The organism is Bradyrhizobium sp. OK095 (assembly GCF_900109945.1).
In the GTDB taxonomy this organism is placed as follows: domain Bacteria; phylum Pseudomonadota; class Alphaproteobacteria; order Rhizobiales; family Xanthobacteraceae; genus Bradyrhizobium.
The window spans coordinates 537,443-556,938 of record NZ_FOBX01000003.1 but is presented as its reverse complement, the minus strand read 5'-3'; the positions used below and the strand labels follow the sequence as shown (position 1 = coordinate 556,938).

Genomic DNA, 19,496 nt, shown 5'->3' with positions numbered 1-19,496 from the left:
CAGCAACCATGAGATCCGACGCGCGGTTCAAGATGATTGTCGTGATCGCGGCGCTCGCCGGCAGCCTCAGTCCGGGCTACGCAGCCTCGGAGACGGCGAGCCACGCGTTGGCCTCGCCCGAGAGCTTCGCCGCGATCGACGACACCGACAAGCGCTCGGCAGCGATCTTCACCGAGCTCGGAAGAGTCCTGACGCATCCCCGCTGCACCAATTGCCATCCGGCCGGTGACCGCCCGCACCAGGGCGACAATGCCCGCCTGCATCAGCCGCCGGTCACGCGCGGCGCCGACGGCCACGGCCTGGAGGCGATGCGATGCAACAGCTGCCACCAGCAGGCCAATTTCGAGCCCGGCCGGATGCCCGGTCATCCCGACTGGCATCTGGCGCCGCGCGAAATGGCCTGGGAAGGCAAGACCATCGGCGAGATCTGCGAGCAGATCAGGGATCCAGCGCGCAATGGCGGGCGCAAGGTGGAAGATTTGATCGACCATATCGGCAAGGACACCCTGGTCGGCTGGGCCTGGAAGCCCGGCTTCGGCCGCCCGCCCGCGCCGGGCACGCAACAGCAGGCCGGCGCGCTGGTGGAGGCCTGGGTGAAGACGGGGGCGGCGTGTCCGGCGCCGTGAGCCGGTGCTGGGACGAGCACTCATAAACGTCGGCTTCCGACGGTAAAGCGGAAGTGGGCCCGCTTGGTCGTCGTCGACGGCTTATGACCCAAAGGCGACTTGGCCGCGCTTCAATCCTTCCGCATTCGATTGAGAAGGGACAGGGTTTTCTGGTGGATTTTCCGCCATTCGCTCAAAAATGGAGAATGAAAATTCACGTTGATCTTGAGATCGAGGTATTCGAAATAGTAGTCGCAAGAATAATACAGCATCGGCAAGGTCTCCACCTCCGGTTGATCGCAATGAATCAAATATTCTGAGCCTTCTTCCGGTGAAGCAATATATTCTCGAAACTCTTTCGACTGGCTGCTTCGCAGCTCTCGCAAGCCATATGGAGCGCCGATAATTTCTGGCGAGTAATTGAACTCGTTCAATCGCTCAATCGTTTTGGCGACCGTCATAACCGTCCCCGAGAGCAATGTGACATTGATCTTTCGTCTGGCTTTCTCTTGAGGGTTGCCGATCTCAGGCGCTATAAATTCTGGCCATTGCAACGCAAGGCGCACCACCGGCTCATGCGGCCAGTTGGGATTTGGATTGGGCACGCCGCTGTAATTTGGTTTGTAAATCGTCTCAACCAGATCGCGCGGGATCATGTAGCTGTGCGATTCGATCTTCTGCGTTATGAAGTTGGAATTCTCGGCGGCGTGCAGAGGTGTTGTCTTTACTCCGAGAACAAGGGGCATGAGACCCACCCTAAGGCTGCTTCCCGCCACAAGAAGCGCCATGCGAAGCCCTCGCTCTCTTCGCGGCTTGCAAGGATTTGCATCTCCCGATGATCGCTGGGTCACTGCAAGCTCCCCTACCTATCTTTAGCTTGCCTAGGTCACAAAGACCAAAAGGTCAATTTCCGGTTGTGGCCCAAGGCCGACATGCAGACGTATCGGTCTCAACGTCGCCTTCTAACAGCAAAGCGGACGCAACGAATTTATGAGTAGACGCCCTACGCCCGCCGCATCAGCTTGAGCGAAGCCGCCAGCCGCAAGCTGCGCTTCCCCGCAAGCGCGATGCCTTCGAGCTCGCCGCTGTCGTCCGTGCAGGTTCCGGAGAAGCCGATCCCGACCTCATAGCCGCCGAACACGGGGTTCTCGCCTTTCGCCGGCGTGTGCTCCTGGTTCAGCATCTGGCCCTTCCAGCGGCCGTCCGCCGTGGAATAGGAGCCGAGATAGTAGAAGAACGCATCATCCTCGGGAGCAGACATGGTCAGCTCGCCCTAACGAGTCGGCTAAGGGCCAGAACCGGACATCGCGAGCACGGCGTGATATTGCCGATGCATGCCAGCCGAAGAAGAAAGAAGATGTCGCGCCCACATTGCACAATCCTAACTAAAGCGACGGAAACGGAAATGAGGTCCGGACGCTGTTTGGAATTCGGGGCCAGCAGGTGCAAAGCCCAGCCGTGCATAAAAGGTCTTTGCTGCCGATCGTCCATCGCACCAAATCAACGAGGCACCACGTAGAAAACATGCTTCAATGCCAGTCGCAATCAATTTGTGCCCTATACCTTTTCCCTGGAAGTCTGCTCGCGTTGCCGCGCCCCGAAGCTGATAGGATGCGAGATTGCGATTTCCATCTTCGGCAAAGGGCGTGAATGATGCCACTGCTACTAATTGGCCTTCCACGTCAGCGCCGAGATGAACAGCACCCTCATCCTCATATTGAACAAGGCCGACCGACACCTTGGCGGGGTTCGGCTTCAAGACAACAGATCGTAGGGAAATGCCATCAAGGTAGGTGATTTTGCGAATGGAGATATCTCGCGTCGAATACATAGGAACTCCCTCTAGGACGCGTACCCATAAATTTTGACTATGTCCGCTCCGCTAACGATCATGTTAGTTTGACCGCAGCAATTGACGCTATGGGTTACCACCAGCGCCGCAAATAAAGAGGGTGCGAACTGAGCAGCCCTCCACTTTGGTCTACGGTTCTTCTGATGCAAGTTCTCTATCGGGCGGAGCACTTCATGCTTTCTCAGTGGTAGGGTCTCTGCAGCCGGCGCGAAAGTCGATCCGACTCGGACATTGCCGCGAAAATAGGCATGGTTGCGGTAATGAGAGCGATTGAAACAATTCTCTTCGACGCAGACGGCGTGCTTCAGCGGCCACAAACTAGATGGCGTTTGGCGTTTGCGGCGTTGCCTACGCTTGTAGAAGACGGATTGCTCGATCAGTTTACACGCGACATCCTAGTTGTCGAAGCCGCGTTCTTGGAATGCGAGGACGATTTCGCAGCGGCAGTATACGAACTCGTCTCCAGAGTGGGACACGGCTTGGATACGGCAGCCATCCTAGCAATCCTTAACGCCATCGAGGTCGACGCAGCGATAATGAACGTCGTGCAGTCGATCCGGTCGTTGGGCACCAAATGCTATTTGACCACTAACCAGCAGGTCCACCGTGCGCGTCACATGTCAGAAGCGCTTAACTACGCGGGACTGTTCGATGGCGAATTTTATTCGTGCCGGATGGGTGTGGCGAAGCCGAAGCCCGGCTATTTTGAGCACGTGCTCGCCGCCCTAAAACAGCCCGCAGAGTCGATCCTGTTTCTCGACGACAGGTCCGAGAACGTGGCGGCCGCCATCCAAGTCGGTATGCGCGCGGAGGTGTTCGATGGGGTTGCTGGTGCCAGCGCCTTGCTCGACCTGTTGGCTAAACATGGCGTTCGCCCGGTGAGCCCCCCGACATCCGAATGGGTCCGATCGTGAAAAATTGAGACAACACTTGTACATAGCTCGCGTCGTGTAGCGACTGATGATCGACCTCCTGCTGCTTGGACTTGGTCGATATCGAATTTGGAGTGATGCACTTGAACATTCGAGTTGACAGCCTGCTCGCGGGCGCCGAGCGCGCCGTTGGTGTAGTTGTAGTCATTGATGTCTTCCGCGCGTTTACGACGGCCGCCGTCGCGCTTGCAAATGGGGCAACGAAGATCATCATGGTTCGCGATGTCGAGGAGGCTCTCGAGTTACGCGCCGCGGGCATCGGAGAACTTTGCATGGGAGAGGTCGGGGGCCGTGCCCCAGTCGGCTTCGATCTCGGCAACTCTCCCTTTGAGGCATCACAGGCTAACCTCGAAGGTCGAACTATTATTCAGCGCACCAGCGCCGGTACGCAAGGCATCATCGCCGCCAGGCAGGCCACTCAGCTCTATGCCGGATCGTTACTCACAGCTACAGCGACAGCGCGCGCTATTCTTAAAGAGAAACCAGTAGATGTTACACTGGTAGCGATGGGTCTGGATGGCATACGACGCTCAGATGAGGATGAACTCTGTGCCATTCATCTACGCAACCTGTTAGAGGGGCGGCCCGGCAGCCCGTCAGGGACGCGCGACGTCATCTTGGCAGGACCGCAGATACCGGCCTTCCACGACCCGGCCAAGCCGCACTTACATCCAGCGGACCTCGATATCGCGCTCGATATCGATCGATATGATTTTGCAGTACTCATTGCCCGAGAGGACGGCCGACTGGTCGCGCGGAAGGATTAGGCTTCAACGCATCGCTTTCGGCGATGTCCGAGTTGGGTCAGTCTCGACGGATTCGGCGGTCGCTTTCGGTTGGTTGAGGTCTGCTTCTACCTACAAGCGCCGAACCGGGCTCAGGTTCACACGTTGCGTTACGCCGGACCTCCGTGATTCAAACTCCCAAACTAGGGGCTCGAATCATGCGCCACGAACTCTCCGATTATGAATGGGTTGCCATCAAGCCGATGCTACCGAACAAGCCGCGCGGCGTTCCTCGGGTAAACGACCGTCGTGTCCTTAATGACGTGGCCTCTAAAAGCACACGCCCTACGCCCTTCGCATCAGCTTGAGCGAGGCCGCTAGCCGCAAACTGCGCTTGCCGGCGAGCGCGACGCCTTCGAGTTCGCCACTGTCATCCGTGCAGGTTCCGGAGAAGCCGATCCCGACCTCATAGCCGCCGAACACGGGGTTTTCGCCTTTCGCGGGCGTGTGCTCCTGGTTGAGCATTTCGCCCTTCCAGCGGCCGTCCGCCGAGGAGTAGGAGCCGAGATAGTAGAAGAACGCATCGCCGCCGAGGATGCGGCCGTCGATCAGCAGCATCACGCCGGAGAGTCCGGCATCGACGCCGTCAAGCGCGCGCAGGCTCATCCCGTAGAGCCCGTTGGCGATGCCGCGAGGGCCGACCGCACCGCTCGGAGGCAGCGCCTCGTCATCGAGCCGCGTGAGATTGGCCCAGAAGTTGCCGCCCGGCATGGTGTCCGCGCTTCCCCGGAGACGGATCTGGTTGCCGATCAGCCGGCCGCGTGCGCCAATCGAAGCGACATCGGCGCCCATCAGCGGCTTGTAGTTGGGATCCTCGTTATGCCGCTCGGTGATCACCTCGGCGACGATCTCGCCGTCGTCGCGCTCCTGATACGTTCCAAGATGGGCGAACGCGGAATTGCCGCCGAGCATCTTGCCGTCATGCAGGCACATGATGCTGCACCCGGAGGCATCGTGGATGCCGTATTCAACCTTGTAGAGTCCGTCCAGCAACGCAATGAACCCGCAAATCCAAAAACAATCTCAGGCTACCTAGCACCGCCGCCGCGCCGTTGCCATCCGGCTTTTCCGCGCAGCGGCCACCCGCGGAGCTTTTGCTGCATGATGTCATCATGCTCCTGTTTTGCCCGACGGGTCAAGCGAATTTCGCAAAATCCGCAATTTTGCAATTTCAAGCACTTGGCTACTGTGCATGGGGTTGTTTTCACTCTTGGTCATTTGCGCGGCCCCGAAAGTCCTTCGAACCGTCAGGCGCAAGCATGCGACCAAGCGGCATGGACCGGAGTGAACCGTCAGCCGAGGAACAGATCTCCGCAATCATCGCCAGCGCGGCGCAGCAGCCGCTGCCGGATGCCGCCTTCGAAATCTGGTGCCGCCGCTACCGGCTGGACTCGATCGAGGGTCGCCCGACCGCCGAGGAGGTGCGCGTCTATCGCACCCTCACCCCGCAGCAGATGGCCGAAAAATACCGCAACGGCCGCGACCACGCCCATGAAGGGCCGATGTTCGGTTATCTCAAGCGCGCTCATCCGCGAGCTGGTGATGACGCGATCACGCAGGCCATCATCACCGCCGTCAAGTTCGAGGGCGCGGCTGAAGCGCATTTCAAATGGGACGGCGATTTCTGGGCCTGTGTCGTGCGCGCCGTGGCCCAGGCCGCCGCGCAATATCCGGATTTTCTCGAGACGACCTATCGCGACGCCCGCAACAATCTCGCTTACGACATGAAGTGAGCGAGAGCGTGCGCTAGAAGCACAGCGTGGTGACGAGCTTGCCCTGCTTGTCCTTGATCGCATAGGGGCAGCGCAGCCGCTCCAGCGCCGCCTTGGCGTCCTCGTCGCCGAGCGCTGCGGCGCGCTCGTAATAGGCTTTTGCGGCGTCCTTGTCCTTCGCGCCGCCACGGCCTTCCTGCGCGAAGGCGCCCATCCGTTCCAGCGCGCCGGGGTGGTTTTGTGCCGCCGCCTTCTCGAACAGCGTGCGCGCTGCGACGTCGTCCTTTGCACCGCCCGTGCCTTCGGACAGCATCAGGCCGAGCTGGTATTGCGCCTCCGCGTTGGTCTCGGCCGACTTGCTCAGCAGCACACGGGCCTGAGCGGGATCGGCCGGAACCGCACCACCTGCACCGCCGACGGCGGCAAGGTTGCTGACGCCGCGAGGATTGCCTGCCTGCGCCGCCTTCTCGAACAGTTTTCGCGCCTGCGCTTCGTCCTTCGCGACGCCGGAGCCGGTGCCATAGAGCACGCCGAGCTCGACCATGGCCGCGCTCGATCCCTTGTCGGCCGCTTTGCGCCAGGCGGCGATCGCCTCCGCCGTCTGCCGGTTGGCCGCATAGGCGCGGCCGAGCGCGAACATCGCGCGCCGCGACGATGGTGCTGCCTGCCTGCAGAACTTGATGGCGGTCGCGACGTCGGAGGAAGCGACCTCGCTCACGCCCTTCACATCGGCCGGCTTGTCCGGATCGCTGGGATCGGCGGCAACCCGGTCGCACAGGACGAGGTCGGCCGATTGCGCCTGCGCTGCGACCGGGACGGCGAGCGCGAGGAGGATGGTAAGGAGATAAGTCCGCATGGGCATTACGTTGCGTCCCCGCCCCGGCAAATTCAAGGCTCGAGTCCCGATTGGCGCAGCACCGGCACGACTTCGGGCGATGCCAGATAGCGCAGCAGCCGATCGGCCGCGACGGCGTTGTTCGCGTTTGCCATACGACCGGCGGAGAACACGGCCGGCGTCTGCAAATCGAGCGGGACCGGGCCGACCACCTCGATACCCCCGACCTGCTTCAGCTCGCTGATCTGCTGCACGGCCAGATCAGCCTCGCCGCTGACGAGCCGCTCCGCCGTAAAACCCTGCTCGACGATGGTGGCCTTGGCGTTGATCTCGACCGCGATCCCCATCCGCACGATCAACCGGGCGAAGTAGACCCCGCTGGCGCCGAGCCGCGAATAGGCGACGGACCGCGCCGCAAGCAGGGTCGTGCGCAGCGCGGCTTCGCTGCCGATATCGGGATGCGGCTGCCCTGCCCGCACGGCAATGCCGACAAAGGAGCGCGCCAGATCGGCTGCGCCCTCGCCGATCACGCGGCCCTCGCCGATCATCTCATCGAGCCCCTCGCGCGTCAGGATTACGAGATCGGCGGCCTCGCCGTCGCGCAGGCGTTTGAGCAGCGCCAGGGTCGGCGCGAAATCGGCATCGACGTGAATGCCGCTCGCGGTCTCGAAGGCGGAGGACAGGCTGCGCATCGCGCCCATCAGGCCGAGCGTCGAGAGCATGCGAATGGTGTTTGTCATGTGTCTTCCCGGATAACGATCAGGCGCTGTGCATCAGCTTGAGCGCGGCGGTCAAGCGCAGGCTGCGCTTGCCGGCAAGCGCCGTTGCCTCCAGCACCGCCTGTTCCGCATCATAGCTGCCGGAGAAGCCGATGCCGACCTCGTGGCCGCCGAAGATCGGATCGTCCTTGGCCGGCGTGTGCTCCTGGTTGAGGATCTGGCCCTTCCAGCGGCCGTTCGCGGCGGTGTAGCTGCCGAGATAGTAGAACGAGGCGTCGCCGCCAAGGATGCGGCCCTGGTTGAGCAGCATCACGCCGGTCAGGCCGCCATCGACACCGTCCAACATGCGCAGGTGAATCGAGTAGAGGCCGTCGGCGATACCGCCCTCGCCGACACCGCCGGCGATCGGCACCTCGTCCTCCCTGATCGGCGTCATCACCGACTGGAACGGCACGCCGGGCAGCTCCTTGAGCTCGCCCTTGAAGCGATAGAGGTCGCCGTCAGGCCAGCCTTTCGCGATCAACGTTGCATCGTCGGTGCCGGCCATGGCGCGGTAGGTCGGATCGGGATTGTGGCGCACGGTCTTGATGACGATGTCGACGCCGGCTTCGGTTCTCTCATAGGTGCCGATATGGGCGAAGGCCGAATTGCCGCCCAGCATCTTGCCATTGCCGGCATGCATCACGCTCCGGCCGACGGCGTCGCCGAGCTGAAATCTCGTCTTGTAGAAGCCTTCAAACACCAGCCGTGTCCCCGGCCCCGCGCGCATCCAAGGATACTCTACTCCGGTTTGGCTGGCGGTGGACAGGCTTCAAGCCGGCATGGCCGGCAGACCCACAACAAGGGCTGTCATCAGAATGCAAAAATCCGCCGGAGCCTTTCGGCTCCGGCGGATTAAAGTCCAACCCGGGCAAGCCCCCCAGCCCGGGCCGGGAGGATCTTAGGCGACCGCCTTCTGTTCGGTCGACACGGACGCGATCGTCTTCAGGATCTGCGAAGCGATCTGGTATGGGTCGCCCTGCGAATTCGGACGGCGGTCTTCCAGATAGCCCTTGTAGCCGTTGTTGGCGAAGGAGTGCGGAACGCGGATCGACGCGCCGCGATCGGCAATGCCGTAGCTGAACTTGTTCCACGGCGCGGTCTCGTGCTTGCCGGTCAGACGCTTGTCGTTGTCCGGGCCGTAGACGGCGATGTGGTCCATGATGTTCTTGTCGAAGGCCGCCATCAGCGCCTCGAAGTACTCCTTGCCGCCGACCGTGCGCATGTACTCGGTGGAGAAGTTGGCGTGCATGCCCGAGCCGTTCCAGTCGGTGTCGCCGAGCGGCTTACAGTGGAACTCGATGTCGATGCCGTAGCTCTCGGTGAGGCGCAGCATCAGGTAGCGAGCCATCCACATTTCGTCAGCGGCCCGCTTGGAGCCCTTGCCGAAGATCTGGAATTCCCACTGGCCCTTCGCGACTTCCGCGTTGATGCCTTCGTGATTGATGCCGGCCGCGAGGCAGAGGTTGAGATGCTCTTCCACGATCTTACGGGCGACGTCGCCGACGTTCGAGTAGCCGACGCCGGTGTAGTACGGGCCCTGCGGCGCCGGATAGCCGGAGGCCGGGAAGCCGAGCGGACGGCCGTCCTTGTAGAAGAAGTATTCCTGCTCGAAGCCGAACCAGGCCCCGGAATCGTCGAGGATGGTGGCGCGCTTGTTGGTGGAGTGCGGGGTCTTGCCATCGGGCATCATGACTTCGCACATCACCAGCGCGCCGTTCTCCCGTGCGGCGTCCGGATAGACGGCGACCGGCTTCAGCACGCAATCGGAGCTGTGGCCTTCGGCCTGCTGGGTGGAGGAGCCATCGAAGCCCCAGAGCGGAAGCTGCTCAAGCGTCGGGAACGACGCGAATTCCTTGATCTGGGTTTTGCCGCGCAAGTTCGGAGTCGGCGTATATCCGTCGAGCCAGATGTACTCGAGCTTATACTTGGTCATTGAGCCTCTCTGTAGATGATGCGAAAGGTGGGGGCCCGGGGGCCCCCGCACGATTGTTTACCCGGCCACTATCGGCCGCCCTCTTCCAAGCATTTTGCGTGCCAAAAGGCCGCAGCGCGGAAGGTTATCCACGGCGGCCAGGGCCTTCCCCTGTCGGTAAACCGTCCACAGCGGCGTGCGTCATAGACGCGCACCTTCCCGTGAAGCTGCACTGCAAAAATCCCGCGGAAAACGCCCGATTCTGGAGCAGACTGCGTGTTGCCGGAGGTTGCCGATGAAACGCGCATCAACGTCCGGCAATTTTCGCAAAGTCTGCAGCCCCCGCCCGCAACCTTCGCAATGGCCCAAGCGTTAGTCATCGACGTGGTGCCTTGGAGGATGCAGAAGGTTCGCTGCCTACAAAATAAGCTGAAACTGATTTCCTTTTCAGCACTTTGCATTTCGGAATGCGGAGCCGATATGGGGACTCCAGTAACCACAAGCGAACGAGTCGGGCGCACCATGGAGGTAAGCGCTTCGGCCCGAGGAGATACCGCAATGATGAACAATGGACTGAGTGAGGGATCGGCAACGATCTATCAATTCCCCGCCGGGGGCCGCGCGGCTCTCGGAGGACGCCGCTACGGTGAGAGCCGCCTTCCTGCCGACCGCCTCTCGCTCCCTGTGAACGAGACGATCTGCAGCGGCAGCTGGTACCATCAGGAAGCAGTCGATGAGGCCAAGCCGAAATGGGATCGCTGATGCCTGCGTTTGGTTTGATACCGCAGCGCTCTCACATGCGCCTGGCGGCAATTTGAAAAAGGGTCGAAACAACGAGGTTTCGGCCCTTTTTGATTCGTGTTGTCCTTCCAGCTAGAACCCGGGCTTTTCGACCACTGCGCAGGCCGTCACCGGCCGCTTCAGATGCTTGACCGTTGTGGCGCCGCTCTTGGGAATCCTAAGCGTGATCCCCGCCCCCGAATAGCGCGCGCCGGAAATCGTCAGCCGCTCGGCAAGTGTCACAGGCTCGCCGTCGATCTGGAGGAAGGCGCGCTTGTCCTCGTCATAAAACCCCACGATGAACTGCGTACCATCGGCGCAGCGATAGGTCCGGAACGTCTGCGCATCGGCCTGCCGCACCCCGAAAATTCCGCCCGCCAGCATGGTGATCGCCAAAACAATGGCCTTGTGCCGGTTCATGATCGCCCCCTGTAATAGCCCGCCGGCAACATAACAAAAGCTGATCCAATGCAAGACTCCTCTGTGCAAGACTCCCCTCTCCGTCATCTCGCCCTGCAAGGTGCCAGCAATTTCCGCGACCTCGGCGGCTACCAGACCATCGATGGCCGCACCACGCGCTGGCGCCAGATCTTCCGATCCAACCATCTCGGCCAGCTGACCGCCGCCGACATCGAGACCGTCCGCGCGCTGGGCGTCAAAAGCGCGTTCGACTTTCGCGGCGTCGAGGAGCGCATGGCGGGCGTCTGCGTCGTGAACGAGATCGCCGTGCACTCGCTGCCGATCGAGCCGACGGTCGTGGCCGCGTTGCGCGCCGAACTTGCAAGGGGCGCGCTGACTGCACCGGTCGCGCTCGAACTCATGCGCGAATCCTACCGCAACTATGTCCGCCACAACACGCACAGCTTTCGCGCGCTGTTCGGCCATCTGCTGGAAGACCGCGCGCCGCTCGTAATCCACTGCACCGCCGGCAAGGATCGCACCGGCTTTGCCAGTGCGCTGATCCTGCATGCGCTGGGCGTAGCCGACGACGTCGTTGCCGAGGACTATTTGTTGACCAACCGGCACTACAAGCGTGACGCGACGGCTGCCACAGACCTGCCCGAGGACGTGCGCAATGCCATTGGCACCGTCGAGGCCTCTTACCTCGCGGCGGCGTTCGAAGCCGTCAGTAGCGACTACGGCGATCTCGAAACCTACTTGCGCGACGGCCTCAAGCTCGGCACATCGGAGCAGACCGCACTGAAGGCGCGTTATCTGCAATCGTAAATGACCCTGCCTGGGAGAATGATGATGCAAGGCAAAGTTCTGATCGTTACCGGAGCCCTCGGCGCACTTGGAAAAGTCGTCGCCGAGACGGCGCAATCACGTGGCGCACGAATTGCCGGCATCGATCACGCCCCCTCGCAAATGCCAGCGACGCCTGAAAGCATCGAGATCGGCGGCGTCGATCTGTCCGACGCGGCGCAGGCGAAGACGGCAGTCGAGGCGGCCGCGAAGCACTTTGGCAGGCTCGACGGACTGATCAACATCGCCGGCGGCTTCGCCTTTGAGGCCGTCGGCGACGGCGACATCAAGACATGGCAGCGCATGTATGCGCTCAACGTGCTGACCACGCTCAACGCCTCGCGCGCGGCGCTGCCGCACCTCGCCGCGTCCAAGACCGGCCGCATCGTCAATATCGGCGCCATGGGCGCGCTCCAGGCCGGCTCCGGCATGGGCCCCTATGCAGCGTCGAAGGCCGGCGTGCATCGCCTGACCGAAGCGCTGGCGAGCGAGTGGAAAGGCAAGGTCACCGTGAACGCGGTGCTGCCGTCGACCATCGACACCCATGCCAACCGCGCCGACATGCCGAAAGCGGACTTTTCCAAATGGGTGACGCCGCAGGAGCTCGCGGAGGTGATCCTGTTCCTCGTAAGCGACGCCGCGAGCGGCGTGACCGGCGCGCTGATCCCGGTCGGCGGGCGGGTGTAAGATTCGGCGTCGAGCCATCTTTTCCCAGACACACCGCGCTGCTATATTTGGTCCATGACCACCGAAGACATCGAGCGGGCCATCGAACAACTTACGCCTGACGAATTGGCGGAGTTTCGCGCCTGGTTCGATCAGTTCGACGCACAACGCTTTGACCAAGCCTTGGAGCAAGATGCTCAGGCGGGCAAGCTCGACGCCTTTGCCGAGGAGGCGCTGAGCGCCTATCGTGCTGGCCAAACTCGCGACTTGTGAAACACGCCGCGTCGCCGAGATTCTGGAAGGCTTATGAGGCTTTGCCAACCAGTGTTCAGCGGCAGGCCGATGCCAATTTCAAGCTTCTGAAGAGCGATCCCACTCATCCTTCGCTTCAGTTCAAGCGGGTCGGACGATTCTGGTCCGCCAGAGTCGGGCTGCGTTATCGCGCGCTGGCCATCGAGACCGATCGGGTCTGCGTCTGGTTCTGGATCGGCTCTCACGCCGACTACGACCGCCTCGTGAAGTGAATGCGATCAATCCGGCACCAGCAGCCGCAGATTACCTTTGAAACGTATGCTCTGCTTGCCTGCGAGTGCGATGCCTTCGCCGTACGCGGTCTCCTCATTGTAGGTGCCGCTGAAGCCGATGGTCACGACCTTGCGGCCCCACACCGGACGCTCGTCGAACGAAAGCGAGTGTTCCTCGTTGGTCAGCTCGCCCTTCCACTTGCCCTCGGCCGAGGTGTAGCTGCCGTAGGCGAAGAAAAATGAATCGCCGCCGCGCATGGTGCCGTCGCGCAGCACCATGACGCCCTGATTGCCGCCCTGGACCGCATCCAGCATCTCGATGCGAATGTGATAGAGCCCGTTCCTGATTGTCATGTCGCCAGCGCCCGACTGTCCCGCCCGCAGGATAGCCGGATCATCGGTTCCCGATCAAATGGCGCGGGAGCCCCAAGTCCGATCCGGGCTAGACTGGACGCAACTGATTCTCGGATCCGAGCGCCTCGTGGAAACTGAGCTTTATCTCCCCGTCAAACGCTTCCTCGAAGAGCTCGGCTTCTCGGTCAAGGGCGAGATCGGCGGCTGCGATCTCGTGGGCCTCAGCGCCGGCGATCCGCCAGTCGTGGTGATCGGCGAGCTCAAGCTCGCCTTCAATCTCGAGCTGATCCTGCAAGCGGTCGATCGCGCGCCCGCCGGCGACGAAGTCTGGATCGCTGCCAAGATGTCGGTGCGCGGCAAGGGACGCGAGAGCGATGCGCGCTATCGCAATCTCTGCCGCCGGCTCGGCTTCGGTATGCTCGGGGTAACCGACCGCGGCCAGGTCGAGGTGCTGGTGAAGCCGCCGACGGCGGCGCCGCGCCGCGAGCCAAAGGTCCGCTCGCGCCTCGTGGCCGAGCATCAGCGCCGACAGGGCGATCCTGTGCTCGGTGGGAGCACGCGCGCACCCATCATGACGGCCTATCGGCAGCAGGCGCTGGCCTGCGCTTCGGAGCTGGCTGCTGGACCACGAAAGGTGCGCGAGCTGCGCGAGCGCTGTCCCGATGCCGGCAAAATCATGCTTAACAATGTGTATGGCTGGTTCGAGCGCGCGGACCGGGGAATCTACGGGCTTACGGAAGCCGGTCATGCGGCGTTGAAGCGCTGGCCGCAACAACAGGTCGAGAACGCCGGTGCCGCGTCACCGCCATGACACCTGAGCGGTGCATAGCTGAGATGCCGCACCAAATTCATATTGCAATGCAACATAGACAGCACTAGGTATCCCGGCATCGAAACGAGGCCGTTATGAACGCAGACTGGAATACCAAATATGGCACGCGGCGCGTGCGCCACGATCCGCCCACCCTGGACGAGGCGATCTTCGCCGCCGTGGGCATCACCGACGATCAGGAGCAGCAGGCCGAGATCGCCGCAGCGCTGATGGGCATGCCGCTCGATGTCGTGCAGGCCGAGGTCAAGAAACAGGTTCGCACCAACAGCCGCATCACCTCCACCCGCGTGATCGCCGGCGAACAGGGCGCACAGCGCTCGGTCGTGGTCGAGCGTCGCGTCGTGCGCCGCTTCGGCAACGACAAGCGCACCGGCACCTGAGCGCGTAATTCCCTGCCCCAATACAAAAGCGGACCGGTTTTAGCCGGTCCGCTTTTTGATTCAGGTGGCTTCGATTCAGGCGGCGCGATTGCCGTACATGCTGGAGATGATCTTCCAGCAGGTCGAGTTGAAGCTGAGCAAAGCGCGACTCGCCGTGAACGGCGAAGCCGCGAGATCGGCGAGCTCGGCTTCGGGTGTCTTGATGAGATCGATCGTGCCGGTCGATTCGCCATGGCGGAATTGCAGATTTGCGCCAAACTTTCGCGCTAGCGCCCGCATCGCGTGATTCTCGGCGCCGGTGGTGATGCGCAGGCGCTTAAAACCCTTCCAGCGCGCTTCGGCGATCAGGCGGCTGAACAGGATGGTGCCGACGTTCTGGCGCCGCGCGGAGGCTTCCACGCTGAAGGCGACCTCGGGTAGCGAATCGCCCTCCGGCGGATGTAGCTCGGCCGCGCCGCGGACCATGCCGTCGACGATGTAGGCGACGATCACCGTGCCGTCCTCGGCGCAGCGGGCGGCGTAGCGCTCGATGAAGCTATCGTCGAGAAAGCCGTTGAAACGATCGTGCCGGCTTGCGGCATCGAGCCTGAGCAGGTGATCACGCAAAAGCGGCAATTCTTCTTGCTGGCTCAAGGTCCGCACATAGCCCGGAACGGACTGCGCGCGGGTGGTGTCTTCAAGTATCACGTCAAAACTCCTCTTGGTGTCCCTCGAGGAGGCGTTCGAATCCCTAGGCCTCCAATATTGTGCATCGCACCATAATTTTCAAGACGGGAACCTGCTCAAGTTTCGGGCATCGGAAGCGACTAATTCGTTAATAAAATCAAAGCCCCGTAGTCTTACAGGACCAGCTGCGTCTGGGTCACCAATGCGACCAGCTTGCCGTCCTCGGTTTCCAGCCGGGTGGTCCAGACTTGGGTGCGACGGCCCCGGTGCACCGGGGTCGCCGTGGCGATGACCGTGGTTCCCTCTTTGGCCCCGCCGATGAAATTGGTCTTGCTCTCCAGCGTGGTCGTGCCCTTGGCGTCTTCCGGCAGGTTGATCACGGTCGCCGCCGCGCCGACGGAATCGGCCAGCGCCATCACGGCCCCGCCATGGATGGTGTGGTGAAGCGTGCAGAGATCGGGGCGGACGGTCATCCGCGCGACCACGCGATCCTTCTCGGCCTCGACGAATTCGACGCCCTTGAGCTCGGCGAACGGCATCTTCATCGCTTTAAGTTTCTCGAGCGGCGTCATCGGATTTCCTCCCAATTCATTGTTGTCTCAGCGTGAATGGCTCCGCGCGGCAAAGCAATGACGTCTGAGGTCATGGCTGCCGTGACACCGGTGCCCGCATTGGCGCATATGCTCCTCCCATGCGCCACTTCCCGCCTCGCCGCATCATCTGCCTGACCGAAGAGACGGTCGAAACGCTGTACCTGCTCGGCGAGCAAGACCGCATCGTCGGCGTCTCCGGCTACGCCGTCCGCCCGCCGCAGGTGCGGCGGGAGAAGCCGCGGGTGTCGGCCTTCGTCTCCGCGGACATCCCGAAGATCCTGGCGCTGGAGCCGGACCTGGTGCTGGCGTTCTCCGACCTCCAGGCCGGCATCGTTGCAGATCTCGTTCGCGCCGGCGTCGATGTTCATGTCTTCAACCAGCGCGACATCGCCGGGATTCTTACGATGATCCGGACGCTGGGCGCGCTGGTCGGCGCGACGGGGCGCGCGGAGGAGCTCGCCCAAGGTCTTGAGCGGCGGCTCACCGCAATCGCGGCAACACACCGCCCCTCGCCCCGACCAAAAGTCTATTTTGAGGAATGGGACGAGCCGCTGATCTCGGGCATCGGCTGGGTGTCGGAGTTGATCGAGATCGCCGGCGGCGAGGATGTGTTTCCAAAATTGCGACATCGGCAGGCGGCAAAGGATCGCATCATCTCGGCGGATGCGGTGCGCGAGGCCAAACCCGACGTGATCCTCGCGTCATGGTGCGGCAAGAAGGTTGTTCCTGCTCGCATCAGGCAGCGCGATGGCTGGAGTGACATTCCGGCGGTGCGGGATGATCGCATCATCGAGATCAAGTCGCCGATCATATTGCAGCCGGGACCGGCGGCGTTGACGGATGGGCTGGATGCGATCGTCAAGGCGTTGTGGGGATGAGCGCAGATAGCTCCAGCGCCAACACTCTCGTGTCCCGGACGCGCTGCAACGCGCCAGCGTTGCTGCGCTGAGCCGGGACCCATCTTTCGACGGATCTCGGTGCAGCATGGGCCCCGGCTCTGCAGCGCACCGCCAAGAGGCGCTGCGCCGCGTCCGGGGCACGAGACTTTCGTCACGTCACCGCGTTCACGACCTGATATTCCGGCCGCCGCCATACCTCACCTGCGATCACCTCCTCGATGATCTCGGCAGCCCGCACGATCTCGCTCTCACCGATGTATAGCGGCGTGATCCCGAACCGCATGATGTCAGGCGCGCGGAAATCGCCGATGACGCCGCGGGCGATCAGCGCTTGCATGGCGGCATATCCGCCGTCGAAGGCGAACGAGACCTGCGAGCCGCGTTGCCCATGCGCGCGCGGGGTCACCAACTCCAGAGACGGACAACGGCGTTCGACCTCGGCGATCAGCAAGTCGCCGAGCGCCAGCGAGCGTACACGGACCTCCGCAATATCGACGCGGTCCCAGATATCCAGCGAAGCCTCCAGCGCCGCCATCGCCAGCACCGGGGGCGTGCCGACGCGCATGCGCTCGACGCCGCCGGCGGCTGCATAGCCGAGTTCAAACGCAAACGGCTTTGCATGGCCCATCCACCCCGACAGCGCGGCGCGTGCACTGTCGGCATGGCGCGGCGCGACATAGAGGAAGGCTGGCGCGCCGGGGCCGGCGTTGATGTATTTGTAGGTGCAGCCCGCGGCGAAATCGGCACCGCAGCCGGCGAGATCGACCGGCAGCGCACCGGCGGAATGGGCGAGATCCCAGACCGTGACGATGCCGAGCGCATGCGCTTTCGCGGTCAGCTTCGCCATGTCGTGGCGGCGGCCGGTACGGTAGTCGACCTCGGTGATGTAGAGGACGGCGATCTCGTCCGACAATGCGGCCTCGATTTCCTCCGGCGCGACCAGGCGCAATTGATGGCCGCGCCCGAGCGTCGCGATCAGGCCCTCGGCCATGTAGAGGTCGGTCGGGAAATTGCCGGTGTCTGACAGGACGACCTTGCGCTCGCTGTTCATGTCGAGCGCGGCTGCAAGCGCCTGATAGACTTTCAGCGACAGCGTATCGCCGACCATGACGGAGCCGGCCTCCGCGCCGATCAGCCGCGCGATGCGGTCGCCGATATGGCGCGGCTGGGCATACCAGCCCGCACTGTTCCAGGCGCGGATCAGCTCGTTGCCCCACTCGGTCGTGATGACGCGGTTGACGCGCTCGGCAACGCCTAGCGGCAGCGCGCCGAGCGAGTTGCCGTCGAGATAGATCACGCCCTCGGGCAGATGAAACAGCGCTTTGGTGTCGTGATAGACGCGATATCTGGTCATGAATTTGTTCTTGGGCATTTCTACAGGATGGTGCGGACGCGCCAGAGTTCGGGGAACAGCTCGACCTCCAGCATGCGCCTGAGATAGCTGACGCCGCCAGTGCCGCCGGTGCCGCGCTTGAAGCCGATGACGCGCTCGACCGTCGTCACATGGTTGAAACGCCAGCGCCGGAAATAGTCCTCGAAATCGACCAGCTTCTCGGCGACCTCGTAGAGCATCCAGTGCGTTTCCGGCGCCTCGTAGACGATACGCCAGGCCTGCAGCACGCCTTCGTTAAAACTGTGGGTCTCGCGAACATCGCGCGCCAGCACGGCCGCCGGCATCTTGAGCCCGTTGCGGTCGGCAAGCCTGAGCACTTCGTCATAGAGGCTTGGCGTCGCGAGCTCGGCTTCCAGCAGTTTTGTCGTTTCCGCGTCGTGCGCGTGCGGCTTCAGCATGGCGTGGTTGCGGTTGCCGAGCAGGAATTCGATCAGCCGGTATTGCCGCGACTGGAAGCCAGAGGACTGGCCGAGCTGCGAGCGGAAGCGCGTGTATTCGCTCGGCGTCATCGTGCGCAACACATCCCAGGCGTTGTTGAGCTGCTCGAAGATGCGCGACATCCGCGCCAGCATCTTCATCGCCGGCTGCACCTCGTCCTTGGCGATGGCACAGCGCGCAGCACTGAGCTCGTGGATGGCAAGCCGCATCCATAGCTCGGTGGTCTGATGCTGGATGATGAACAGCATCTCGTCATGCGCCTCCGACAGCGGATGCTGCGCGCCGAGGATCTTATCCAGCGCCAGATAATCGCCATAGGACATGCGCCGGGCGAAATCGGTCTCGGCGCCTTCCTTTGTCGGATCGTAATCGCTGGACGTCATGGCAGGCCCTTTCGATCGATCATCCCCGGCTCTCGTCAGTCGAGGCCGATCAGGCGCGCGGTGATCTGCGACGACGGATCCTTGAGCCCGTCGATGACAGTGAAATGGTTGAGCCCGGGATCGACGACGAGATGTGTCGGCACGTCGAAACCGGTCCACACATTGGCCATCAGATCGGACTGACGGATGAACTCCGGCCGCTCGCTGCCGCCGACCCAGGCCGTTACATGCGAATGCCCGCGCGGCAGATGCAGCGCCGCGCTTTCGAGCGTCGCCTCCTCCAAGGTCATGCACAGCGTCTCGTTCATCCTGGTCTTCAGCAGCGGACGCAGATCGTGCAAGCCGCTGATCGAAAGCGTACCGGCGATACGGTTGAAGATGGCGGGCTCGAGCCGGCTATCGTCACACAGCATGCGCGTGACGAGATGGCCGCCGGCCGAATGCCCGGCGAGCCGGATCGGGCCCGAGACGAGCGAAGCCGCTTTCGTAATGGCGGCGGTGATCTCCGCGGTAATGTCGGAGATGCGCGCGGCCGGCGTCAGCGTGTAGCTCGGCAGCGCCACGGTCCAGCCGTGGTGGCATGCGCCTTCGGCAAGATCGGTCCAAGTCGATTTGTCGAAGCGCATCCAGTAGCCGCCATGGACGAAGACGACGAGGCCCTTGCTGTCGCCATCGGGCAGGATCAGATCGAGGCGCTGGCGCTCACCGGACCCATAGGCGATGTCGGGGCGGAAATTCTTGAGCCCGGCGCGGTAGGCCGCAGCCTTCTCCGCCCATTGCGCCGGCATCTTGTCCGAGCCCGGGATATGGGCCGAATTGGCGTAAGCGTCATCCCAATCGCGCATCGTGACTCCCAAGGACTCGTCCTGCGACCGGATGCCAGTCTGCCACCGGTCAGGGCGGCATCCTAGTCTTTATTTTAAGCTTAAAGTATTTGAAGAAGCCGATG

26 protein-coding genes and 2 pseudogenes are annotated in these 19,496 nt (G+C 62.5%); 13 read left to right on the top strand and 15 right to left on the bottom strand.

Annotated features, from left to right (window positions below; all coding sequences use genetic code 11):
* The first annotated feature begins 8 nt into the window (after positions 1-8).
* Positions 9-626: an Isoquinoline 1-oxidoreductase subunit gene (locus tag BMW89_RS11640; RefSeq protein WP_092026016.1), complete on the top strand. Its 618-nt coding sequence runs from the start codon at positions 9-11 to the stop codon at positions 624-626.
* A gap of 110 nt (positions 627-736) precedes the next feature.
* Here BMW89_RS11640 and BMW89_RS11635 read toward each other — a convergent pair whose 3' ends face one another.
* The 3 genes and pseudogenes from BMW89_RS11635 to BMW89_RS11625 form a co-directional block, all read right to left on the bottom strand.
* A complete protein-coding gene (locus BMW89_RS11635; RefSeq protein WP_092026014.1) occupies positions 737-1,393 on the bottom strand; it encodes a hypothetical protein in 657 nt (218 codons plus the stop codon).
* Between the two features lie 215 nt (positions 1,394-1,608).
* A pseudogene (locus BMW89_RS11630) lies at positions 1,609-1,848 on the bottom strand (GrlR family regulatory protein); the annotation flags it as partial.
* 138 nt (positions 1,849-1,986) lie between these two features.
* Positions 1,987-2,436, bottom strand: coding sequence for a GNAT family N-acetyltransferase (locus BMW89_RS11625; protein ID WP_092026010.1), 450 nt, complete (start codon positions 2,434-2,436; stop codon positions 1,987-1,989).
* 281 nt (positions 2,437-2,717) lie between these two features.
* Between BMW89_RS11625 and BMW89_RS11620 the strand changes: the two genes are divergently transcribed.
* The 3 genes and pseudogenes from BMW89_RS11620 to BMW89_RS37295 form a co-directional block, all read left to right on the top strand.
* Positions 2,718-3,371, top strand: coding sequence for an HAD family hydrolase (locus BMW89_RS11620; RefSeq protein ID WP_177195981.1), 654 nt, complete (start codon positions 2,718-2,720; stop codon positions 3,369-3,371).
* 71 nt (positions 3,372-3,442) lie between these two features.
* Positions 3,443-4,156, top strand: coding sequence for a 2-phosphosulfolactate phosphatase (locus BMW89_RS11615; RefSeq protein ID WP_244547571.1), 714 nt, complete (start codon positions 3,443-3,445; stop codon positions 4,154-4,156).
* 176 nt (positions 4,157-4,332) lie between these two features.
* A pseudogene (locus BMW89_RS37295) lies at positions 4,333-4,440 on the top strand (transposase); the annotation flags it as partial.
* A 19-nt stretch (positions 4,441-4,459) separates the two neighbouring features.
* On the opposite strand, the gene BMW89_RS11610 reads toward BMW89_RS37295, so the two are convergent.
* Positions 4,460-5,167, bottom strand: coding sequence for a hypothetical protein (locus BMW89_RS11610; RefSeq protein WP_092026004.1), 708 nt, complete (start codon positions 5,165-5,167; stop codon positions 4,460-4,462).
* 281 nt (positions 5,168-5,448) lie between these two features.
* Between BMW89_RS11610 and BMW89_RS11605 the strand changes: the two genes are divergently transcribed.
* Complete coding sequence (locus BMW89_RS11605; protein ID WP_092026001.1) at positions 5,449-5,907, top strand: hypothetical protein; 459 nt, start codon at positions 5,449-5,451, stop codon at positions 5,905-5,907.
* A 13-nt stretch (positions 5,908-5,920) separates the two neighbouring features.
* On the opposite strand, the gene BMW89_RS11600 is transcribed toward BMW89_RS11605, so the two are convergent.
* The 4 genes from BMW89_RS11600 to BMW89_RS11585 all read right to left on the bottom strand — a co-directional run bounded on the left by BMW89_RS11600 (position 5,921) and on the right by BMW89_RS11585 (position 9,415).
* Complete coding sequence (locus tag BMW89_RS11600; protein WP_092025998.1) at positions 5,921-6,742, bottom strand: tetratricopeptide repeat protein; 822 nt, start codon at positions 6,740-6,742, stop codon at positions 5,921-5,923.
* A gap of 32 nt (positions 6,743-6,774) precedes the next feature.
* On the bottom strand, positions 6,775-7,461 hold the full coding sequence (locus BMW89_RS11595; protein WP_092025995.1) for a substrate-binding domain-containing protein: 687 nt from the start codon (positions 7,459-7,461) through the stop codon (positions 6,775-6,777).
* 19 nt (positions 7,462-7,480) lie between these two features.
* Complete coding sequence (locus BMW89_RS11590; protein ID WP_092025992.1) at positions 7,481-8,182, bottom strand: GrlR family regulatory protein; 702 nt, start codon at positions 8,180-8,182, stop codon at positions 7,481-7,483.
* A gap of 198 nt (positions 8,183-8,380) precedes the next feature.
* The gene (locus BMW89_RS11585; protein WP_092025989.1) at positions 8,381-9,415 is read right to left on the bottom strand and encodes a glutamine synthetase beta-grasp domain-containing protein; all 1,035 of its coding nucleotides are present in this window, start codon (positions 9,413-9,415) and stop codon (positions 8,381-8,383) included.
* Positions 9,416-9,952: 537 nt separating this feature from the next.
* Between BMW89_RS11585 and BMW89_RS11575 the strand changes: the two genes are divergently transcribed.
* Positions 9,953-10,156, top strand: a complete 204-nt coding sequence (locus tag BMW89_RS11575; RefSeq protein ID WP_092025986.1) for a DUF2735 domain-containing protein — start codon at positions 9,953-9,955, stop codon at positions 10,154-10,156.
* A 111-nt stretch (positions 10,157-10,267) separates the two neighbouring features.
* On the opposite strand, the gene BMW89_RS11570 is transcribed toward BMW89_RS11575, so the two are convergent.
* Complete coding sequence (locus BMW89_RS11570; RefSeq protein WP_092025983.1) at positions 10,268-10,594, bottom strand: MliC family protein; 327 nt, start codon at positions 10,592-10,594, stop codon at positions 10,268-10,270.
* A gap of 63 nt (positions 10,595-10,657) precedes the next feature.
* On the opposite strand from BMW89_RS11570, the gene BMW89_RS11565 reads away from it, so the two are divergent.
* The 4 genes from BMW89_RS11565 to BMW89_RS11550 are packed head-to-tail and all read left to right on the top strand — an operon-like array spanning position 10,658 to position 12,609.
* Positions 10,658-11,401 (top strand): tyrosine-protein phosphatase, encoded by a 744-nt coding sequence (locus BMW89_RS11565; RefSeq protein ID WP_092025980.1) that lies wholly within the window; start codon positions 10,658-10,660, stop codon positions 11,399-11,401.
* 24 nt (positions 11,402-11,425) lie between these two features.
* The gene (locus tag BMW89_RS11560) at positions 11,426-12,106 is read left to right on the top strand and encodes an SDR family oxidoreductase (protein ID WP_092026343.1); all 681 of its coding nucleotides are present in this window, start codon (positions 11,426-11,428) and stop codon (positions 12,104-12,106) included.
* Between the two features lie 54 nt (positions 12,107-12,160).
* Positions 12,161-12,358, top strand: coding sequence for a hypothetical protein (locus BMW89_RS11555; RefSeq protein WP_092025977.1), 198 nt, complete (start codon positions 12,161-12,163; stop codon positions 12,356-12,358).
* Entirely contained in the window at positions 12,355-12,609 is a 255-nt protein-coding gene (locus tag BMW89_RS11550; protein ID WP_092025974.1) for a ParE family toxin-like protein, read from the top strand. Before BMW89_RS11555 ends, BMW89_RS11550 begins: the two co-directional genes overlap by 4 nt.
* A gap of 6 nt (positions 12,610-12,615) precedes the next feature.
* Here the strand turns inward: BMW89_RS11550 and BMW89_RS11545 are convergent, their stop codons facing one another.
* Positions 12,616-12,963, bottom strand: coding sequence for a hypothetical protein (locus tag BMW89_RS11545; RefSeq protein ID WP_092025971.1), 348 nt, complete (start codon positions 12,961-12,963; stop codon positions 12,616-12,618).
* A gap of 127 nt (positions 12,964-13,090) precedes the next feature.
* Here BMW89_RS11545 and BMW89_RS11540 point away from each other — a divergent pair, with 127 nt between their 5' ends.
* Together BMW89_RS11540 and BMW89_RS11535 are read left to right on the top strand one after the other, a co-directional pair.
* A complete protein-coding gene (locus BMW89_RS11540; protein WP_092025968.1) occupies positions 13,091-13,774 on the top strand; it encodes a DUF2161 domain-containing phosphodiesterase in 684 nt (227 codons plus the stop codon).
* Positions 13,775-13,869: 95 nt separating this feature from the next.
* A complete protein-coding gene (locus BMW89_RS11535; RefSeq protein WP_007591844.1) occupies positions 13,870-14,175 on the top strand; it encodes a hypothetical protein in 306 nt (101 codons plus the stop codon).
* Between the two features lie 75 nt (positions 14,176-14,250).
* Here BMW89_RS11535 and BMW89_RS11530 read toward each other — a convergent pair whose 3' ends face one another.
* Both BMW89_RS11530 and BMW89_RS11525 read right to left on the bottom strand, forming a co-directional pair.
* A complete protein-coding gene (locus tag BMW89_RS11530; protein ID WP_092025965.1) occupies positions 14,251-14,862 on the bottom strand; it encodes a GNAT family N-acetyltransferase in 612 nt (203 codons plus the stop codon).
* A 152-nt stretch (positions 14,863-15,014) separates the two neighbouring features.
* Positions 15,015-15,413, bottom strand: coding sequence for a PaaI family thioesterase (locus BMW89_RS11525; RefSeq protein ID WP_092025963.1), 399 nt, complete (start codon positions 15,411-15,413; stop codon positions 15,015-15,017).
* 119 nt (positions 15,414-15,532) lie between these two features.
* Here BMW89_RS11525 and BMW89_RS11520 point away from each other — a divergent pair, with 119 nt between their 5' ends.
* Positions 15,533-16,312, top strand: coding sequence for a cobalamin-binding protein (locus BMW89_RS11520; RefSeq protein ID WP_092025959.1), 780 nt, complete (start codon positions 15,533-15,535; stop codon positions 16,310-16,312).
* A gap of 172 nt (positions 16,313-16,484) precedes the next feature.
* On the opposite strand, the gene kynU is transcribed toward BMW89_RS11520, so the two are convergent.
* From kynU to BMW89_RS11505, 3 genes are read right to left on the bottom strand one after another with little or no spacing between them, the layout of a single operon-like run.
* Positions 16,485-17,687, bottom strand: a complete 1,203-nt coding sequence (kynU, locus tag BMW89_RS11515) for a kynureninase (RefSeq protein ID WP_092026340.1) — start codon at positions 17,685-17,687, stop codon at positions 16,485-16,487.
* 20 nt (positions 17,688-17,707) lie between these two features.
* Positions 17,708-18,547, bottom strand: coding sequence for a tryptophan 2,3-dioxygenase (gene kynA / locus BMW89_RS11510; RefSeq protein ID WP_092025956.1), 840 nt, complete (start codon positions 18,545-18,547; stop codon positions 17,708-17,710).
* Between the two features lie 35 nt (positions 18,548-18,582).
* Entirely contained in the window at positions 18,583-19,392 is an 810-nt protein-coding gene (locus BMW89_RS11505; protein WP_092025953.1) for a hormone-sensitive lipase, read from the bottom strand.
* Between the last annotated feature and the right edge of the window lie 104 nt (positions 19,393-19,496).

What these genes read in the sequence shown, in the direction of transcription:
- BMW89_RS11640 (WP_092026016.1), top strand. Translation starts at nt 9, where the DNA reads ATGAGATCCGACGCGCGGTTCAAGATGATTGTCGTGATCGCGGCGCTC.
- BMW89_RS11635 (WP_092026014.1), bottom strand. Translation starts at nt 1,393, where the DNA reads ATGGCGCTTCTTGTGGCGGGAAGCAGCCTTAGGGTGGGTCTCATGCCC.
- BMW89_RS11625 (WP_092026010.1), bottom strand. Translation starts at nt 2,436, where the DNA reads ATGTATTCGACGCGAGATATCTCCATTCGCAAAATCACCTACCTTGAT.
- BMW89_RS11620 (WP_177195981.1), top strand. Translation starts at nt 2,718, where the DNA reads ATGAGAGCGATTGAAACAATTCTCTTCGACGCAGACGGCGTGCTTCAG.
- BMW89_RS11605 (WP_092026001.1), top strand. Translation starts at nt 5,449, where the DNA reads ATGGACCGGAGTGAACCGTCAGCCGAGGAACAGATCTCCGCAATCATC.
- BMW89_RS11600 (WP_092025998.1), bottom strand. Translation starts at nt 6,742, where the DNA reads ATGCGGACTTATCTCCTTACCATCCTCCTCGCGCTCGCCGTCCCGGTC.
- BMW89_RS11595 (WP_092025995.1), bottom strand. Translation starts at nt 7,461, where the DNA reads ATGACAAACACCATTCGCATGCTCTCGACGCTCGGCCTGATGGGCGCG.
- BMW89_RS11585 (WP_092025989.1), bottom strand. Translation starts at nt 9,415, where the DNA reads ATGACCAAGTATAAGCTCGAGTACATCTGGCTCGACGGATATACGCCG.
- BMW89_RS11575 (WP_092025986.1), top strand. Translation starts at nt 9,953, where the DNA reads ATGATGAACAATGGACTGAGTGAGGGATCGGCAACGATCTATCAATTC.
- BMW89_RS11570 (WP_092025983.1), bottom strand. Translation starts at nt 10,594, where the DNA reads ATGAACCGGCACAAGGCCATTGTTTTGGCGATCACCATGCTGGCGGGC.
- BMW89_RS11560 (WP_092026343.1), top strand. Translation starts at nt 11,426, where the DNA reads ATGCAAGGCAAAGTTCTGATCGTTACCGGAGCCCTCGGCGCACTTGGA.
- BMW89_RS11555 (WP_092025977.1), top strand. Translation starts at nt 12,161, where the DNA reads ATGACCACCGAAGACATCGAGCGGGCCATCGAACAACTTACGCCTGAC.
- BMW89_RS11545 (WP_092025971.1), bottom strand. Translation starts at nt 12,963, where the DNA reads ATGACAATCAGGAACGGGCTCTATCACATTCGCATCGAGATGCTGGAT.
- BMW89_RS11535 (WP_007591844.1), top strand. Translation starts at nt 13,870, where the DNA reads ATGAACGCAGACTGGAATACCAAATATGGCACGCGGCGCGTGCGCCAC.
- BMW89_RS11525 (WP_092025963.1), bottom strand. Translation starts at nt 15,413, where the DNA reads ATGACGCCGCTCGAGAAACTTAAAGCGATGAAGATGCCGTTCGCCGAG.
- BMW89_RS11520 (WP_092025959.1), top strand. Translation starts at nt 15,533, where the DNA reads ATGCGCCACTTCCCGCCTCGCCGCATCATCTGCCTGACCGAAGAGACG.
- kynU (WP_092026340.1), bottom strand. Translation starts at nt 17,687, where the DNA reads ATGACCAGATATCGCGTCTATCACGACACCAAAGCGCTGTTTCATCTG.
- kynA (WP_092025956.1), bottom strand. Translation starts at nt 18,547, where the DNA reads ATGACGTCCAGCGATTACGATCCGACAAAGGAAGGCGCCGAGACCGAT.
- BMW89_RS11505 (WP_092025953.1), bottom strand. Translation starts at nt 19,392, where the DNA reads ATGCGCGATTGGGATGACGCTTACGCCAATTCGGCCCATATCCCGGGC.